15 protein-coding genes are annotated in these 16,503 nt (G+C 68.8%); 8 read left to right on the top strand and 7 right to left on the bottom strand.

The window, feature by feature from the left end; translation table 11 throughout:
• The first annotated feature begins 33 nt into the window (after positions 1-33).
• Entirely contained in the window at positions 34-1,248 is a 1,215-nt protein-coding gene (locus AB5J62_RS00945; protein WP_370946192.1) for a cytochrome P450, read from the top strand.
• 45 nt (positions 1,249-1,293) lie between these two features.
• Here AB5J62_RS00945 and AB5J62_RS00950 read toward each other — a convergent pair whose 3' ends face one another.
• From AB5J62_RS00950 to AB5J62_RS00965, 4 genes are read right to left on the bottom strand one after another with little or no spacing between them, the layout of a single operon-like run.
• Complete coding sequence (locus tag AB5J62_RS00950) at positions 1,294-2,646, bottom strand: aspartate aminotransferase family protein (RefSeq protein ID WP_370946193.1); 1,353 nt, start codon at positions 2,644-2,646, stop codon at positions 1,294-1,296.
• Entirely contained in the window at positions 2,647-3,495 is an 849-nt protein-coding gene (locus AB5J62_RS00955) for a fumarylacetoacetate hydrolase family protein (protein WP_370946194.1), read from the bottom strand. It abuts the gene before it with no gap.
• Positions 3,488-4,366, bottom strand: a complete 879-nt coding sequence (locus AB5J62_RS00960; protein WP_370946195.1) for a 3,4-dihydroxyphenylacetate 2,3-dioxygenase — start codon at positions 4,364-4,366, stop codon at positions 3,488-3,490. Before AB5J62_RS00960 ends, AB5J62_RS00955 begins: the two co-directional genes overlap by 8 nt.
• Positions 4,359-5,828: an aldehyde dehydrogenase gene (locus AB5J62_RS00965; protein WP_370946196.1), complete on the bottom strand. Its 1,470-nt coding sequence runs from the start codon at positions 5,826-5,828 to the stop codon at positions 4,359-4,361. Before AB5J62_RS00965 ends, AB5J62_RS00960 begins: the two co-directional genes overlap by 8 nt.
• A 107-nt stretch (positions 5,829-5,935) precedes the next feature.
• Between AB5J62_RS00965 and AB5J62_RS00970 the strand changes: the two genes are divergently transcribed.
• Both AB5J62_RS00970 and AB5J62_RS00975 read left to right on the top strand, forming a co-directional pair.
• On the top strand, positions 5,936-7,426 hold the full coding sequence (locus tag AB5J62_RS00970) for an aldehyde dehydrogenase (RefSeq protein ID WP_370946197.1): 1,491 nt from the start codon (positions 5,936-5,938) through the stop codon (positions 7,424-7,426).
• Complete coding sequence (locus tag AB5J62_RS00975; protein ID WP_370946198.1) at positions 7,423-8,145, top strand: gamma-glutamyl-gamma-aminobutyrate hydrolase family protein; 723 nt, start codon at positions 7,423-7,425, stop codon at positions 8,143-8,145. Before AB5J62_RS00970 ends, AB5J62_RS00975 begins: the two co-directional genes overlap by 4 nt.
• Here AB5J62_RS00975 and AB5J62_RS00980 read toward each other — a convergent pair.
• Both AB5J62_RS00980 and AB5J62_RS00985 read right to left on the bottom strand, forming a co-directional pair.
• On the bottom strand, positions 8,142-8,711 hold the full coding sequence (locus tag AB5J62_RS00980; protein WP_370946199.1) for a MarR family winged helix-turn-helix transcriptional regulator: 570 nt from the start codon (positions 8,709-8,711) through the stop codon (positions 8,142-8,144). The genes AB5J62_RS00975 and AB5J62_RS00980 overlap by 4 nt on opposite strands.
• A gap of 9 nt (positions 8,712-8,720) precedes the next feature.
• Positions 8,721-9,509, bottom strand: a complete 789-nt coding sequence (locus AB5J62_RS00985) for an acetoacetate decarboxylase family protein (protein ID WP_370946200.1) — start codon at positions 9,507-9,509, stop codon at positions 8,721-8,723.
• Positions 9,510-9,580: 71 nt separating this feature from the next.
• Here AB5J62_RS00985 and AB5J62_RS00990 point away from each other — a divergent pair, with 71 nt between their 5' ends.
• A complete protein-coding gene (locus tag AB5J62_RS00990) occupies positions 9,581-10,795 on the top strand; it encodes a glutamine synthetase family protein (RefSeq protein WP_370946201.1) in 1,215 nt (404 codons plus the stop codon).
• A gap of 161 nt (positions 10,796-10,956) precedes the next feature.
• Here the strand turns inward: AB5J62_RS00990 and AB5J62_RS00995 are convergent, their stop codons facing one another.
• Entirely contained in the window at positions 10,957-12,297 is a 1,341-nt protein-coding gene (locus tag AB5J62_RS00995; protein WP_370950143.1) for a nucleobase:cation symporter-2 family protein, read from the bottom strand.
• A 118-nt stretch (positions 12,298-12,415) separates the two neighbouring features.
• Here AB5J62_RS00995 and AB5J62_RS01000 point away from each other — a divergent pair, with 118 nt between their 5' ends.
• The 4 genes from AB5J62_RS01000 to AB5J62_RS01015 all read left to right on the top strand — a co-directional run bounded on the left by AB5J62_RS01000 (position 12,416) and on the right by AB5J62_RS01015 (position 16,473).
• Entirely contained in the window at positions 12,416-13,231 is an 816-nt protein-coding gene (locus AB5J62_RS01000) for an IclR family transcriptional regulator (RefSeq protein ID WP_370946202.1), read from the top strand.
• An 84-nt stretch (positions 13,232-13,315) separates the two neighbouring features.
• Positions 13,316-14,527, top strand: a complete 1,212-nt coding sequence (locus tag AB5J62_RS01005; protein WP_370946203.1) for an NAD(P)/FAD-dependent oxidoreductase — start codon at positions 13,316-13,318, stop codon at positions 14,525-14,527.
• Position 14,528: 1 nt separating this feature from the next.
• Positions 14,529-15,695: a 4-hydroxybenzoate 3-monooxygenase gene (locus AB5J62_RS01010; RefSeq protein WP_370946204.1), complete on the top strand. Its 1,167-nt coding sequence runs from the start codon at positions 14,529-14,531 to the stop codon at positions 15,693-15,695.
• 52 nt (positions 15,696-15,747) lie between these two features.
• Positions 15,748-16,473, top strand: a complete 726-nt coding sequence (locus AB5J62_RS01015) for a Clp protease N-terminal domain-containing protein (RefSeq protein ID WP_370946205.1) — start codon at positions 15,748-15,750, stop codon at positions 16,471-16,473.
• The last annotated feature ends 30 nt before the right edge of the window (positions 16,474-16,503 follow it).

Consider the following 16,503-nt stretch of genomic DNA (forward strand, 5'->3'; position numbering starts at 1 on the left):
TGGTGACGCCGGGGCCTTTTCGCGGAGGCCTTCATGAATCGTCCACCCGGTCCCCGCGGCAGCCGATTGACCGGCAATCTCGCGGCCTATGAGCAGGACAGACTCGGTTTCGTACTCGAACAGACCAACGCGTACGGGCCGGTATGGAGTTTCGATTCCCATACCGTTGTCGCGGCGGGCGCCGACGAAGCGGGCGAGGTGCTCACCCGTCCCGAGTTCGTCGTCGCCAGCGATCATCTGCACCGGGAATTGAGCGCGAGCAAAGCGCTGCGTTCACATACCCGATCCGCCCGAATGCGCGGCCTGCGTCCCAGCGCGGTGACCGGTTGGACGGCACGGATCACCGAAACGATCGAGGGCTCGCTTGCACGCTGGCCTGCCGAGATCGATGTCGTCGCGGAGTTGCGGCGGCTCACGTCCGGCCTCGGCGCGGCGCTGTGTTTCGGCGAAGACGCCGCCACGATGGTCGAACGCGAACAGGAGCTCTTCGCCGCGCTGACCCCGATCGCCGGTTCCGCCTTCCGCATGCCGCGCTGGGTGCCGGGCTCGGCGCACGCCAAGACGGCCCGCGCGAACCGGGAGCTGGAGTCCCGCATCCAGACCTTGATCGACCGCCGCCGGGCCGATCGGGCGGCGGGTTCGGACGACATCCTCACCCTGCTCATGACGCCGACCGGGCGGCACGGCGACCTCGACGACCAGCCGCTGCGCTCGGCGCTGGTGTCGACCTGGCTGGCGGCGCAGTCGTCCCCGACGGCGGGCATGGCCTGGGTGCTGCTCGACCTGGCCCGCCACCCGGAAGCGCGGGAGGCGGCCGCCCGGGATCTCGAAAGCACCCGCGCGGTCGTCCAGGAGTCGATGCGCATCCACCCGCCGACCTGGCTGCTGGAGCGCACGGTCGGCCAGGACACCGAACTCGGCGGCTACCACCTACCCGCGGGCACGATGGTCAAGTGCTCGCCGTACCTGGTCCACCGCGACCAGCGCTACTTCACCGACCCTGAGCGGTTCCGGCTCGACCGCTGGGGCCCCGACGGCGAAGGCACCCGCGCGCCGCGGTTCGCCTACCTCCCGTTCGGGGTCGGGGCCCGCGTGTGCATGGGCATGGCTTGGAGCATGGCGCTGATGACCAACCTGACCCATCTCATCGCGCGCCGCTTCCACCTGCGCGAACTTCCGGGCGCGAGCTACTTCGCCGACCCGGGGCGCGAACTCATCCCACGCGGTCTCCGGCTGGGGGTCGGCTAGCGCTGCGAACGCGCTCAGGTGAGGTCGTGAGTGGTATGGCCGGTTCTAACCGGCCATACCACTCACGAGTTCTTCGACCCTGGCGTGCAGGTGCGGCACGTAGGCCTCGTGCTCGGGTTTCATGAGGACGCTGCGCAGGATCCGCGTCCCGTCGGCGTCGGCCGCGATGTCCGGATGGCGCGCGGACATCGCGGCCGCCGTCACGCGCAGCGTGCTCAGGAAGACCGGGTCGTCGCCGGTCATGCCGTCGTGCATGACCCGGTCCGAGATCGGGTCGATCGCGGACAGGCTCGCACCGGTGGGGAAGTAGCTCACGATGTCGAGCGACGGCCGCTGGTACAGGGTCAACTCCGACGACGACTCGATCAGGTCCGCCCAGCCGCGAGCCGCCCGGATCCCGGCCGCCAGCGAGCGTCCGAGACCGTCGGCGGTCGGTGGCAGCAAACGGAAAGTCAGCCACAGTGCGGCGGCCGCGGCGCCGGCGCGGGAGCACTCCAGGCTGATCTCACCGAGGTGCAGCTCGTCCGAGGTGAAGTAGGTGTACGGCGAGTCGTGCAGGTAGAAGCGGCCGACCGCGGGGTCGCCGAACAGCACCGCGCCGCATCCGTACGGTTGGAGGCCGTGCTTGTGCGGGTCGACGACCACCGAGTCGCACGAGGCGATCGCCTGCCATGGTTCGGCGGGCAGCTCGGCGCCGGCCAGCAAGGTGAAGAACCCGCCGTAGGCCGCGTCGACGTGGATGCGGACGCCATAGCGTTCGCGTAAGGCCAAGGCTTCGTGGATCGGGTCGATGGCGCCGAGGCCGGTGGTGCCCGTCGTCAGCACGACCGTCCCGACTTTTCCTTTACGCAGCAAAGCTTCCAGTGCGTCGAGGTCCATCCGGCCTTGCCCGTCGACGGGGACCTCGTAGCCCTCGACGCCGAGCACCCGCAGCATCCGCAGATGCGTGTAGTGCGCCTCGGCGCTGTACGCGACGCCTTTCGACGGGTGCAGCTCGCGCGCGATGAACAGCGCCTCGAGGTTCGCGATCGTGCCGCTCGTGGTCAGATGCCCGAGATGCTCGCCGAAGCCGAACATCGTGGCCAGTGCGGCGACGACCTCCTTCTCCATCGCGGAGGTCGCGGGCCCGCCGTCCAGCGCGTGGTTGTTCGGGTTGATCTGCATGGCCGCCAGATAGCCGACGACCGCGGCCGGGTGCGGCGGCTTCAGCATCTGCCCGGCATAGCGTGGATGGCCGTACGGGTAGTTGTCGCCGAGCCGGGTGATCAGCTCGCCGAACGCCTTCCCGAAATCGGCGTCGTCGACCGAGAGCGCCGGATGTCCTTCGAAGGAGCCAAAAGAGCCGGACCAGTCCTGAATGGACGAAACGGCCTGCTCGACCCAGTGACGCAGATCCACTTAAGACCTCCTCGGTGCGCGGATGCCGCGGAACTCCCAGTCGCCGCCGAGCGCGGTCGACAGTACTTCCTCCGACGCGGTCAGCTGCGCGCCGACGTCGGATCGGATACCCAGCGGGCCGTCGACGATGTGGTTGGTGAGCGTGCCGAGCCCTTCGACCTCGACCTCCACCACATCGCCAGGCTGCACGGGCCGTGAGTTGGCGGGCGTGCCGGACAGCAGCACGTCGCCGGGGTTGAGCGTGATCGTCCGCGCGATGTCCGCGACCAGATAATGCATGTCCCACGCCATTTCGTCGGTGGAACCGTCCTGCACGACCGTGCCGTTGACGTAGGTACGCAGCCGCTTGCCGTGGAAGTCCCAGTCGGTGACCAGGCCGGGCCCGAGTGGGCACAACGTGTCGGAACCCTTGACACGCAACATCGAACCGGCGTCGGTGTCGCGGAAATCGTGCAGGCCGTAGTCGTTCGCGATGGTGTACCCGGCGATGTGGTCGCCCGCTTCCGCAACGGAGATGCCCCGGCAGGTCCTGCCGATCACGATCGCGACTTCGCCCTCGTAGTTGAGGTACCGGCAGCCCACCGGGCGGACGATCGCGCCGCCATGGGAGTTCAACGCCGACGTCGGCTTCTGGAAGTACGTCGGCGCCGCGGCCAGCTTGGTCTGGAACTCCTCGACCCGGCTGCGGTGGTTGAGGTGCACCGCGATCACCTTGCCCGGCTCGCACGGCGGCAGGTGCACGGCGTCGGCGATCTTCACCCGGTGCCCGTCGGCGCACACCAGCTCGCCACCGTCCACAGTGCACTCGAACACCGCGCCGTCGAGCAGGATCCTGCGGTACTCAGGCATGCCAGCCACCCTCCGGCCGATCGAACCACAGGTGCACCTGGCCGGTGCCGATCGAATTCTCGTATTCGCCGTACCGGCGGCCCGGCGCCGCGCAGCGCTGCTCGCCCAGCGCGCCGACCATCATGAGGTAGTGCCCGAACCCGGCCTCCGGCTTGAACCGGCGGAACTCCGGCATCGTCCGCAGCACCTCGTCGTGCCTACCCTGTTCGAACCACTCGATGCGTCGAAGATCGGCTTCGCGCGCTTCCGGCGTCCGCACATGGACCGGGTCGCTCGCTTCGTGGTCGCGTAGCTCGCGCAGCGGCCAGAACCGGTGCGACAGCGCGCCCGAGGCGATCAGCAGCACCTTCCGGTCGACTCGCGCGATGCCGTCCGCGAGCGCACGCCCAAGCCGCAGGTGGTCCTCCTCGTCGCCGGTCTGGCAGACGCCGATCGACACCCAGCGCTTGCCCTCGGCGCCGAGGTACTTCCACAGGTTGACCGTGGCGTAGTAGATCGGCAGGTACGGGTCGTCGATCGCGGTGATCCAGGTGCCGCGCTTCTCGGCGTGCGCGGCGACGGCCTCGGCGAGCTCGGGGTCGCCGGGGAAGTCGTACGGGATCCGCTTCATCCCGCGCGGCAGTTCCTCCGAGGTGTACAGCCCGGCGCGCTGCGGCTGCGCGGTCACCACGAACTCGACCGTGGTCGCCCAGTGCGAGTCGAGCACGACGACCGTGTCGTAATCCAGCCGGTCGAAGACCTCCGCCCGCAGCTGCCGCAGGCCGCGCACGAGAGTGGTGTCCTGGCCGTTGTTCAGGTCTCGCCGGGTCTCCTCCGGCAGCACGATCGTGGGAACGTGGGAAAGGAGCCCGGCACCGACGATTTCACCCATGTATGAAGCCTCCCGGTGCGGTAACGGTGTTTTTCACGTCGCAGTAGAAATCGAAGCTCCAGGTACCGCCTTCCCGGCCGATGCCGGACTGACGGGACCCGCCGAACGGTGCGCGCAGGTCTCGGACGAAGAAGCAGTTCACCCAGACTGTCCCCGCGACCAGTTTCCCACTCACCCGGGCCGCGCGCTCTTCATCGGACGTCACGATCACGGCCGCCAGCCCGAATTTCGTCGAGTTGGCGAGCGTGACAGCCTCCTCCTCCGAGCCGAAGGTCTGCACCGTCAGCACCGGGCCGAACACCTCCTCGGTGACGATTTCGGCGTCCGGCGCGACATCCGTGAGCAGTGTCGGCCGGTAATAGAGCCCGCCGAGGTCGGTGTTCGGGCCACCGCCGAGCAGCACCCGCGCGCCACCGTCCACCGCGCGCCGCACGAAACCGTCGACGCGAGCGAAGTGGTCTGGGTGGATCTGCGGCCCGATGTCCGTTTCGGCGTCCCGTGGGTCGCCTTGCCTGAGCCGGGAAGCCTTGTCCAGAAAGCGTTTCTGGAACTCGCCGACAACGTTGGCATGAACCAGCAACCGCGTTCCCGCGAGACAGACCTGCCCCGCGTTGTCGTACTGTTCGACGGCCAAATCGGTCGCCAGGTCGAGGTCGGCGTCCTCGAACACGACCAACGGCGACTTGCCGCCGAGTTCGAGACTGAGCGGTGTCAGGTTGGCCGCGGCGGCGGCCGCGATGCGGCGCGCGGTCGGCACCGAGCCGGTGAAACTGATCCGCCGCACGCCGGGATGCGCCACCAGCGCGGCGCCCGCCTCATGGCCCAAACCCTGCACCACGTTGAAAACCCCGGGCGGCAGACCGGCGTGCGCGGTGATGTCGGCGAACAGCGACGCGGTCAGCGGTGTCCACTCCGCGGGCTTGAGCACCACGGTGTTCCCAGCGGCCAGCGCCGGCGCGATCTTCCACGTCGCCAGCATCAGCGGCGCGTTCCACGGCGTGATCAACGCGCACACCCCGGCCGGGTCCCAGCTGACCCGGTTGCGGTGGCCGCGGGTTTCGAAGTCGGGATGGCCGAGTTCGTCAAGCAGCCAGTCGGCGAAAAACCGGAAGTTATGGGCCACCCGGGGGATCACGCCGCGACGGTGTGAACGGATCAGCGCGCCGTTGTCGGCGGTTTCGAGCTGCGCCAGCTCCTCCAACCGCGCCTCGACACCGTCCGCGATGGCGTGCAGCAGCTCGGCCCGTTCCTTGCGCGAGGTCGCCGCCCAGCCAGGAAACGCTTGCTGTGCTGCGGAAACAGCGGCGTCGATTTCGGCGGCGCCACCCTGGGAAATCTCGGCCAGCGGCACACCGTCGAGCGGGCCGCGGTCGACGAAGGTGGTGGCGGAGCCGACGCGCTCGCCGCCGATCCAATGACGGGTGTCCACCTCGGGCAGGTTCGGCACGGGGCTGGCCTCCAAGTCGTTTGGCTCCAAATAATCTATCAGATGAATAGGCGCAAGCTATTACCGAAAAGCTCGCTTCGGGAGTACCGTTTGCCTCCAAACAAACGCTCCGGAGGGGAACGATGACAACGCGTACCCATGCCGATTGGCTGGCGGCGGCCGAACGCGTCGTTCCTGTCGTGGAGCACCACATTCGTGGCGCCGCCGAGCCGGGCGGCGGCGCCACCTTCACCGTGCGGTCGCCACGTGACGGCCGCACGCTCGCCGAGGTCGCCGACGCGGGCGTGAAGGAGGTCGACCTCGCCGTCGAAGCCGCGCGCCACGCGTTCGACCGCGGCCCGTGGCCACGCCTCGCGCCGATCGAGCGCGGCCGGGCGCTGCTGCGCGCCGCCGACCTCATCGAGCGGCACCGCGAAGAACTGGCGTTGCTCATCAGCCTGGAGATGGGCAAACCGGTCGCCGAGGCCGACGCCATCGAACTGCGCGCGGTGATCAACACCTTCCGCTGGTACGGCGAACTCGCGGGCAAGCTCGCGGACGAGGTGCCGCACACCGCGCCGGACTCGCTCGCGCTCGTCACCCGCGAACCGGTCGGCGTGGTCGCGGCCGTGGTGCCGTGGAACTTCCCGCTGACCATGGCCGCGTGGAAGCTCGCGCCGGCGCTGGCGGCAGGCTGCACGGTGGTGCTCAAGCCGTCCGAGCGCTCGCCGCTTTCCGCGCTGCGCCTGGCCGAAGTGCTCGCCGAGGCCGACTTCCCGCCCGGTGTGCTCAACGTCGTCGCGGGAAACGGCCCGGCTGCCGGTCGCGCGCTGGGCAGGCACCACGAGGTCGACGCGCTCGCGTTCACCGGCTCGACCGCGGTCGGCAGGCACTATCTGCGCTACGCCGCCGATTCCAACCTCAAGCGGGTCTGGCTGGAGCTCGGCGGCAAGTCCCCGAACCTCGTCTTCCCCGACGCGCCGGACCTCGAAGCGGCCGCCGCCACCGCGGCGTGGGGCATCTTCTTCAACCAGGGCGCCATGTGCACGGCGCCGTCGCGGCTGCTGGTCCACCGGTCCATCTCGGACGAGTTCACCGAAGCCGTCGTCCGCCGCGCGGGCGCACTGCGCGTCGGCGACCCGCTCGACCCGGCCACCCAGATGGGCCCGCTGGTCACCCTCGAACATCTCGCGATGGTCCGCGCGCACATCGCGTCCGGGCTCGCCGACGGCGCCAGGCTGCGCGCCGGCGGCGAGCCACTGCACCACGAGCTGGGCGGCTGGTTCCTCGAACCGTCCGTCTTCGACCAGGTCAGGCCGGACATGCGCATCGCGCGCGACGAGATATTCGGCCCGGTCCTGTCGGTACTCACCTTCGGCACCGAGGAGGAGGCGATCGAGTTGGCCAACGCGAGCGAATACGGGCTGGCCGCGGCGGTGTGGACGGCGAACCTGAGCACCGCGCATCGGGTCAGCCGCGCGCTGCGGGCGGGCACGGTCTGGGTGAACTGCTACGAGGAGGGCGACCTGACCGTCCCGTTCGGCGGAGTCAAGCAGTCCGGCAACGGCCGCGACAAATCGGTGCACGCCTTGGACAAGTACACCGAACTCAAGACGACGTGGGTCCAATTATGAGACCGCTCGTCGCGGTGCCCGCCCGGTTCTCGGCCTCGGCTTCGGCGTTGCGGTTCCGTGCCGAGGTCGTCGCCCGCTCGCTGGCCGAAGCCGTTTTCGAAGCGGGCGGCGAGCCGGTCATGCTCCATCCACACGCGCCACGCGGCGTCGCGGACTCCATTGAGATCGCCGAGCGCCTGGCGCGCTGCGACGCGTTGCTCCTGCCGGGTGGCGGCGACCTCGCGCCGTACCGCTACGGCGCGGCCGTCACGCACGACGCGGTGTACGACGTGGACGCCGAGCAGGACGCGTTCGACCTCGCGCTCGCCGCGCACGCGCTGACCGTCGGCCTGCCGACGCTGGCGATCTGCCGTGGCATGCAGGTGGTCAACGTGGTGCTCGGTGGCACGCTGCGCCAGGACATCCGCGGGCACAAGCACGTCGTGCAGCTGGCCGCGGTCAAGACCGGCACGCTGCTCGCGGCGACCGTCGGCGCCGACTCGATCAGGGTGTCCTGTTTCCACCACCAATGCCTCGAACGGCTCGGCGACGGCCTCGTCGCGGGCGCGCGCACCTGCGACGGGACGATCGAGTCGGTCGAGCGACCGGACGGGCCGGGCTGGTTCCTCGGTGTGCAATGGCATCCCGAAGACACCGCGCAGTTCGACCAGGCGAGCAAGTCGCTGTTCCGCGCGCTGGTCGTCGCCGCCGCGATCAAACCAGCCGTTTCACGGGCCTAAGCGGGTTTGCGACGGCCACCACGACGCGGGGGAATGCCTTCGGCGTGCAGCTCCGTCCGGCGCTGCTCGCCCTCTTCCTCGACCTGCGAGACGATCTTGCGCAGCCCGCCTGCGAGGCGTTTGCACTCGGCCGTCGACAGGCGCGAGGTGACGAAGACTTCTTCGAGATTGAACGCCGGGAACAGCGTCTCCATCAGCTCTTCGCCCTCTTCGGTGAGCGAAAGCAGCACGAGGCGGCCGTCGGTGGCGTGGCGCGTGCGCACCACGAGCCCGCGCGACTCGAGCGTCTTCACGACACCGGTGAGCGTGCCCTTGGTGATGCCCGCTTCCTCGGCGACGTGCCTGGTTTCCATCTCGCCCCAGATCCAGGAGACCCAGAGCACCACGAACCCGGTCCAGGTGAGATCGGACGAGCGCAGCACCGAGTTCTCGAAGTGCAGGCGCACCGCGGCGGCCGCGCGGTGCAGGTTCGCCGCCGCCTGCATCTGCTCCCAGAACAGCGGGATGTCCCCGAGCTTGGCCTGGACGGCGCGCTCGGTCTCGGAGAGCTTGTGGTGCCCGGTCACCAGCAGACCCTAACCCGTGAGGCGCGTGCCGCCATCCCAAGTCACGCCGACTTGCCGGTAGTAGGCGGCGATCGGTTCCCTGATGACGAGCCCGGCGAGCTCCTCCGTCGGCGATTCGAAGAGCGTGAGGTCGGCGTCCGCGGCCCACGGCGTGCCGCCTTCGAAGCTCGCGGCGCCGCTCTCGATGAGTTCGTCGAGCGCCAGGCCACCGTCCTTTTCGATCGACGGCAGCCAGCGGTGGTGCGCCATCGGATGACCGTTGACGAAACCATTGGTCTCGGCGGGTTCGCGCAGCGTGACGACGGCTTCGGCGAGCCTGCGGTCGCCAGCGGCGAGCGTCGCGCCGAACCGGGCGCCCGGTTCGATCCGGGGCGCCGGGCCGTACGGATGCGGGCGCGTCACATGGATCGAGCCGAGCTTCTTGGGGTAGCCCTGGTGCAGGCCGCGCGCGATGGCGAAGTCCTTGTCGACCCAGATGTAGACGCACCGGGAGTACGTCCGGCCCTGGTAGGAGCACCGGACGACGGCGAAGCACTCCTTGTACTGCGCGCGGACGGGGTCGAGCAGCTCCTCGCGCGAGTCGCCGCAGGACTGCCAGTCGGCCCAGATCAGCGCGACGGCGCCGGGATCTTCGGCGGCCGGTTCGAGTGGCGCGGGCAGCAGTTCGGCCACCCGTTCCGGGTCGGTCCGGTATTCGATGGTGAGCAGATCGCCCGAGTAGTGCCAAGGTGGGGCCGGCACCAGCGAGGCGCGGCCGGTGGCCGTCTTCGGGGTGAAGAAACCACGAACCTCGGTCATCTCGCCTCCATGCTTGTCCAGGCACTCGGTGAGAGCATATCGTTTGGGACCAAACATTTGGGAGGGCTCGGGTGGATCTCGGCGGAGCGGACCTGGTCAGAGTGCTCTGGAGCGACCTGCACGGCGTCGCGCGCGGCAAGGAGGTCACGGTCGAGGAGTTCCATCGGGTGGTGACACACGGCGTCGGCTTCTGCCAGGCTCTCCTGCTGACCGACCTGGCCGCGAACCCGCTCGAAGCGACGGAGACCTCCGGGAGCGGCTGGCCGGACGCCGTCGCCCACCCCGACGTGACGACGTTGATCGGCTCCCCGGACGTCGCGCTGTGCCTCGCCGACATCTCCGACACCCACGGCGAGCCGCTCGCGTTCTCCCCGCGTGACATCCTGCGCGCCCAGATCGCCCGGTTCACCGAGTGCGGCCTGTCACCCGTGCTCGGCCCCGAGCTGGAGTTCTACCTCTGCCGCCGCGATTCCGGCGGCTGGGCGCCCTACGGCGAACGCGACACGGCCGGCTACATGGTCGGCACCGCGCTCGACCCTGAAGGCATGATCTCGCAGCTGCTGCGCCGCTGCCGGGACATGGGCCTGGACGCCACCGCGGGCAACCACGAGTTCAGCGGCGGTCAGTTTGAGCTGAACCTCCACCACTCCTCGGCTTTGAACGCGGCCGACCGGGCGTTCCTCAGCAGATACGTGGTCAAGGAGGTCGCGTCCGCGCACGGCCTGCTGGCGACCTTCATGGGCAAACCCTTCAACGAGCGAGCAGGCAACGGCTGCCACCTGCACGTGTCCCTTGTGGACTCTTCGGGAACCCCGCCGTTGATGGCCTTCCTCGCCGGAGTCCTGGCGCACGCCCCGGCGCTGACCGCACTGCTCAACCCGACGATCACCGCCTACAAGCGCCTCGGCGAGGGCCTCACCCCGGTCACCGCGAACTGGGGCCACGACGACCGCACGGCCTACGTCCGCATCCCACCCGAAGGCGCCCGCGTCGAAGTCCGCGGCGGCGACGGCTCGGCCAACCTCTACCTCGCGACAGCCGCGATCCTCGCCGCCGGCTTCGACGGCATCCAGCACGACCTCACACCCCCACCCCCCGGCGAAGGCGCCCCCTTGCCCCGCTCCCTCCCCGAGGCCCTCTACGCCCTGGAAGACGACAAAACCCTGGCCTCAGCCCTCGGCCCCCGCTTCGTCGAACTCTTCGCCGCCCTCAAACGCGCCGAGCTCTCCCGCTTCGCCCGCACAGTCACCGACTGGGAGTTCCGCGAGTACTCCTGGCTCCTCTAACCCCGAAAAAAATCCCAATGCGTCTTTCGGTCCCTTCTACGGACCGAAAGACGCATTGGGGACTTCCTACGGACCGAAAGACGCATTGGGGACCTCCTACGGACCGAAGGACGCATTCGGGACATTGCACGGACCGAAGGACGCATTGGGATTTTACCTGGCTAGACCGAGACCAGGTCCGGGTCGGAGCGTCGGGAGCCCAGGTGGTTGAAGAGCAGGTTCAGCGTGAACGCCATGATCGCCGTGATCGTGATCGGGCTCCCGCAGATCGTCTGCAGCCAGGCGGGAAAGTTCTTGAAGAAGATCGAGTTGCCGAAGCGGTCGAGCGCGACCGCGGGCAGCATGCCGACGCCGATCGACACCGCGACGACGAAAGTGTTGTGGTTGCCCGAAAATTCGACTTTGCGCAGGTTCTGCAGGCCGACGGCCGCGACCATCGCGAACATCACCACGGCCACCGCGCCGATCACCGGTTCCGGGACCGCCGCGATGAACGCGCCGATCTTCGGGATCAGGCCCATCAGCAGCAGCACGCCGCCGGTCACCGCGACGACCCAGCGTGAACGCACGCGGGTCATCTGGACCAGGCCGACGTTCTGCGCGAAAGCCGTGTCGGGGAACGAGTTCATCACGCCGCCGAGCACCGCGGACAGGCCGTCGGTCGCGAGCCCGCGCGCCAGGTCGGCGTCGGTGACGGGCTTGCCGGTGATCTCGCCGATCGCCAGCAGGTCGGCCGTCGACTCGGTGTACGTCACGAGCATGACCACGCACATCGAGAGCACAGCAGCGATCGGGAACGCCGGCGGTCCGAAGTGGAACGGCGACGCGAGCCCGAACCACGAGGCCGACGAGACGCCGTCGAGGTGCACGAGTCCCATCGGGATCGCCACGACGAGGCCGAGTGCCAGTGCGACCAGCGGGCCGATCTGGTTCGCGAAGCCGCGCAGGAACCGGGTGAACAGCACCACCAGCGCGATCACGCCGAGCGCGAGCAGGATGTGCGACGGCCGCGCGTAGTCCGGTGACTGGGTGTCGTGCCCGGCGATCATCGCCGCGCCAGGCCCGATCAGCGAAACGCCGATCACCACCAGCAGCGTCCCGGACACCAGCGGCGGGAAGAACCGGACGAGTTTCGCGAACGGCCGCGCGATCAGCAGGCCGAACACGCCGGACGCGAGCATCGCGCCGTACACCGCGGGCATGCCGTACTGGGCGCCGATCAGGATCATCGGGTTCACCACGCTGAACGTGGCGCCCGCGACCACCGGCAGCCGGATACCGAAGATCTTCCAGACACCGATCGCCTGAATCAGCGTCGCGATGCCCGCGACCAGCAGATCCGCGTTGACGAGCAGCGCGATCGTCGCCTGGTCCAGCTTCAGCGCGCTGCCCACGATCAACGGCACGGCCACCGAACCGGCGTACATGATCGACATGTGCTGCAGGCCCAGCAGCGTCAGCCGCCCGAACGGCAGAACCTCGTCGACGGGGTGTTTCTCGATCACCACGACGCCTCCTCCAGTCAAGAGCCTCGCGCGTGACGGTAGCGGAGCCGACCGGGTTCCGGAGCTGTCCACCCGGGCGGGATCATTCGCCCGTTCGGACGGCTAACCTGGCTCTATGCGGCACAACGCAGCCCGCCCGCCCTCGGTGGCGGAGCGTGTCCTCGATCTTCTCGGCGCCTTCACTTCGGATCGCCCGAAGCTGACGCTGTCCGATTTGTCCCGCCGGGCGGGCTTGCCACTGTCCACCGCCCACCGCATCGTCGCCGAACTTGTCCGCCGCGGCGCGCTCGAACGCGAGGAGGACGGCCGCTACCGCGTCGGCCTCTGGCTGTGGGAGGTCGCCTCGCTCTCGCCGCACGGCATGAGCCTGCGCGAGAGCGCGATGCCGTTCCTCGAGGACCTTTACGAGGCGACCCACCAGAACGTCCAGCTCGCCGTGCTGGACGTCCCCGATGTCGTCTACCTGGAGCGGATCTCCGCACGCGGCGCGGTCAACGTCGTGTCGCGCCCCGGTGGGCGGCTCGCGGCGCACGCGACCGGCGTCGGACTGGTGCTGCTCGCGAACGCGCCCGCCGAGGTCCAGGAGTCGGTTTTGGCGGCGCCTCTCAAGCGCTACACCGCCAAGACCATCTCGTCGCCCGCGAAACTGCGGCGCGTACTCGCGGACGTCCGGCGAGACGGTTACGCGATCAGCGACCGCCAGATCGAGCTGGTCTCGGTGTCGGTCGCCGCGCCCGTCTACGGCACAGATGACACAGTCGTGGCCGCGATTTCGCTGGTCGTCCCCGCCGAGGACACCGACGCGCGCAGCCTGGTCCCGGCCGTGCGCGCGGCCGCGCGCGGGATTTCCCGGTCACTCGGCGCGCCACGCGCCGCCCGGATGCCGGCTTCCGCTGAGCGGAAGTCGAGGCCCGCCGAACGCAGCCCCTGAGCATGCTGTGAGCAACCCCTAGACCACTCGCACGGGCTAGCGGAGATGTGCTCAGATGAGGGCTAAGAACCGAAAGGGGCAACAATGACAACGGTCCTCGTCGCCGGTGCGGGACAGAGTGGGTTCCAAACCGCCGCTTCGTTGCGGGACAAGGGTTTCGCCGGGCGGGTCGTGCTGATCGGCGACGAACCGGGTGTGCCGTACCAGCGTCCGCCGCTGTCGAAGCAGTACCTGCAGGGGACCGCCGGGGTCGACGCGCTGCACCTGCGTCCCCAGGATTTCTTCAACGACAAGGACATCGAGCTCGTCGACGGCCGCATCGCCGCGATCGACCGCGCCGAGTCGACCGTCACGCTCGAAGACGGGACCTCGCTCGAGTACGACCACCTCGTGCTCGCGACCGGTGCCCGCAACCGCCCGCTCCCGGTGCCCGGCGCCGACCTCGAAGGCGTGTTCGGCCTGCGCACCCGCGACGACGCCGACTCGCTGCGCACCGCGCTGGAGCAGGCGAAGGACGTCGTCGTGATCGGCGGCGGCTTCATCGGACTGGAGTTCGCCGCGCACGCGGGCCGCCCGGTCACGGTCGTCGAAGCGCAGGACCGGCTGCTCGCGCGCGTCGCGACCCCGGAGATCTCCGCGCACTTCGCCGCGCTCCACGAGCAGGCGGGCGCGACGCTGGTACTCGGCCACGGCGTCACCGCGCTGCACGGCGACGGCAAGGTCGAGTCGGTCGAGCTCACCGACGGCCGCCATCTGCCCGCCGACCTCGTCGTGATCGGCGTCGGCGTGCTGCCCGAAACCACGCTCGCCGAAGAGGCCGGGCTCAAGGTCGACAACGGCATCGTCGTCGACGAGCACCTCACCACCAGCGACCCCAAGATCTTCGCGGTCGGCGACTGCGCCAACTTCCCGTGCGTGCACGCGGGCAGGCCGACCCGTCTCGAGTCCGTGCAGAACGCCGTCGACCAGGCGCGGTGGGTCGCCGCGACCATCACCGGCGCGCCGGCGCCGTACGACAGCGTCCCGTGGTTCTGGACCGACCAGCTCGGCAACAAGCTGCAGATCGCCGGTATCGGGACCGGCGCCGACAACCTGCTGGTCACCGGCGACAAGGACGCGGGCAAGTTCTCCATCCTGGCGTTCCGCGACGACGTGCTGATCGCCGTCGAGTCGGTCAACCGCCCCAGCGACCACGTTTCCGCCCGTCGTCTCCTCGCCGCCACCAGGCCGGTGACGCTCGACGAACTGCGGGCAGCCGAGTTCGATCTCAAGGGATTGGCCAAATCTAGGAGTTAGTTTGCGTACACAGGTCGGCATCGTCGGAGCGGGCCCCGCTGGGCTCGTGCTCGCTCACCTCCTCCATCTGGAGGGCATCGAGTCGGTGATTCTCGAAGCCCGCGACCGCGAGTACATCCGGCGGCGCGTGCGTGCGGGGGTCTGCGAGCAGCCGACGGTCGACCTGTTCCGCCAACTCGGTCTCGCGACCCGTATGGACGCGGAAGGCCTTGTGCACGAAGGCCTTTCGCTCCGCTTCGACGGCGAGGACCACCGCATCCCGCTCACGGAGCTGACCAGCAAGTCCATTGTGGTCTACGGCCAGCAGGAAATCGTCAAGGACCTGATCGACGCCCACGAGGCACGCGGTCAGCAGATCCACTACGAAGTCTCGGATGTTTCACTGTCCGAAATAGACACTGAGCGGCCACGTATTTCCTACCGTGACAGCGATGGTGTCTCACAGGTGCTGGAGTGCGACGTCATCGCGGGCTGCGACGGCTTCCACGGCATCAGCCGCCCCTCGATCCCGTCGCAAGAGCCTTTCGACCGCGAGTACCCGTTCTCGTGGCTGGGCGTTCTCGCGCAGACGCGGCCGTCCGACGACGAGCTGATCTACGCACACCACGAGCGCGGCTTCGCGTTGCACAGCATGCGGTCGCCCGAGATCACTCGGCTCTACCTCCAGGTCCCCAACGGCGACCGCATCGAATCCTGGTCCGACGACCGTATTTGGTCCGAATTGGACACTCGGCTGGCCGCGGACGGCTTTTCCCTGATCGAGGGCCCGATCCTCGACAAGAACATCGCGCCGATGCGCAGCTTCGTCGTCGAGCCGATGCAGTACGGCAGGCTGTTCCTGGCGGGCGACTCGGCCCACATCGTCCCCGCGACGGGCGCCAAAGGCATGAATCTCGCCATCGCCGACGTCCTGGTCCTGTCCCGCGCGGTGAAGGAATTGTTGCTGCACAAGAATCCTGAGCCCGCGTCGGCCTATTCGGACACCTGCCTGCGCCGGGTATGGCGAGCCGAGCACTTCTCCTGGTTCATGACGACCATGCTCCACATCAACCCCGCCGCCGACCGGTTCCAGCGCCGTCTCCAGGTCTCCCAGCTCCGGTACACGGTCAGCTCCCGAGCCGCCGCGACCAGCCTGGCCGAGAACTACGTCGGCCTGCCCTTCGGCTGACCTGGTCAACCCAGGGTTGACGCGCGGCCGATCGTCAACCTACAGTTGACGCATGAACTCACCGGTCCGCTTGGACGAACTCATCACCTACATCAAGACACAGCACTCCGACGGCGACGCCCTCGCCCAGCTTTCCGACGCGGTGCTGGTCGCCGACAACCTCGGCGAGGTCGCGGATCACCTGATCGGCCACTTCGTCGACCAAGCCAGGCGGTCCGGAGCCTCCTGGACCGACATCGGCCGCAGCATGGGCGTCTCCAAGCAGGCCGCCCAGAAACGCTTCGTCCCCAAGGAACCCAGCCTCGAAGAGCTGGCCAACACCTTCGGCCGCTTCACCGACCGCGCCCGCAAGGTCGTGATCGGCGCACAGGCCGCGGCCCGCAACGCCGCCAACAACCACATCGGCTCCGAACACCTCCTCTTCGGCCTCCTCGGCGAGACCGAAGGCCTGGCCGCCAAGGCGATCGCCGAGTTCGGCCTCCCCATCCAGGAGGCGATGCCGAAGGTCATGGACTCCTTCGACCCACCATCGGACACGATCGCCGACCAGCTCCCGTTCGACGCGCACGGCAAGAAGGTCATGGAGCTGACCCTGCGCGAGGGCCTGCGTCTCGGCCACAATTACATTGGCACGGAACACATCCTGTTCGCGATCCTGGAACTCGGCGAGGGCCGCGCGTACGACCTGCTGACCGCATGGGGTGTGACCAAGGAGGCGGTCGAGCCATGGACCTTGCAACTGCTGGCGGCGATCGTCGAAGGCCGCAAGCTGAACTGAAGTTGTCCACACCTGGATACCCCTGTGGAT

It is taken from the genome of Amycolatopsis sp. cg5, from assembly GCF_041346955.1.
Classification (GTDB): Bacteria; Actinomycetota; Actinomycetes; order Mycobacteriales; family Pseudonocardiaceae; genus Amycolatopsis.

Excerpts from the sequence above, each read along its gene's own strand:
- AB5J62_RS00970 (WP_370946197.1), top strand. The coding sequence starts at position 5,936 with ATGACAACGCGTACCCATGCCGATTGGCTGGCGGCGGCCGAACGCGTC.
- AB5J62_RS01005 (WP_370946203.1), top strand. The coding sequence starts at position 13,316 with ATGACAACGGTCCTCGTCGCCGGTGCGGGACAGAGTGGGTTCCAAACC.
- AB5J62_RS00985 (WP_370946200.1), bottom strand. The coding sequence starts at position 9,509 with ATGACCGAGGTTCGTGGTTTCTTCACCCCGAAGACGGCCACCGGCCGC.
- AB5J62_RS00960 (WP_370946195.1), bottom strand. The coding sequence starts at position 4,366 with ATGGGTGAAATCGTCGGTGCCGGGCTCCTTTCCCACGTTCCCACGATC.
- AB5J62_RS01015 (WP_370946205.1), top strand. The coding sequence starts at position 15,748 with ATGAACTCACCGGTCCGCTTGGACGAACTCATCACCTACATCAAGACA.
- AB5J62_RS00945 (WP_370946192.1), top strand. The coding sequence starts at position 34 with ATGAATCGTCCACCCGGTCCCCGCGGCAGCCGATTGACCGGCAATCTC.
- AB5J62_RS00975 (WP_370946198.1), top strand. The coding sequence starts at position 7,423 with ATGAGACCGCTCGTCGCGGTGCCCGCCCGGTTCTCGGCCTCGGCTTCG.
- AB5J62_RS01000 (WP_370946202.1), top strand. The coding sequence starts at position 12,416 with ATGCGGCACAACGCAGCCCGCCCGCCCTCGGTGGCGGAGCGTGTCCTC.
- AB5J62_RS00955 (WP_370946194.1), bottom strand. The coding sequence starts at position 3,495 with ATGCCTGAGTACCGCAGGATCCTGCTCGACGGCGCGGTGTTCGAGTGC.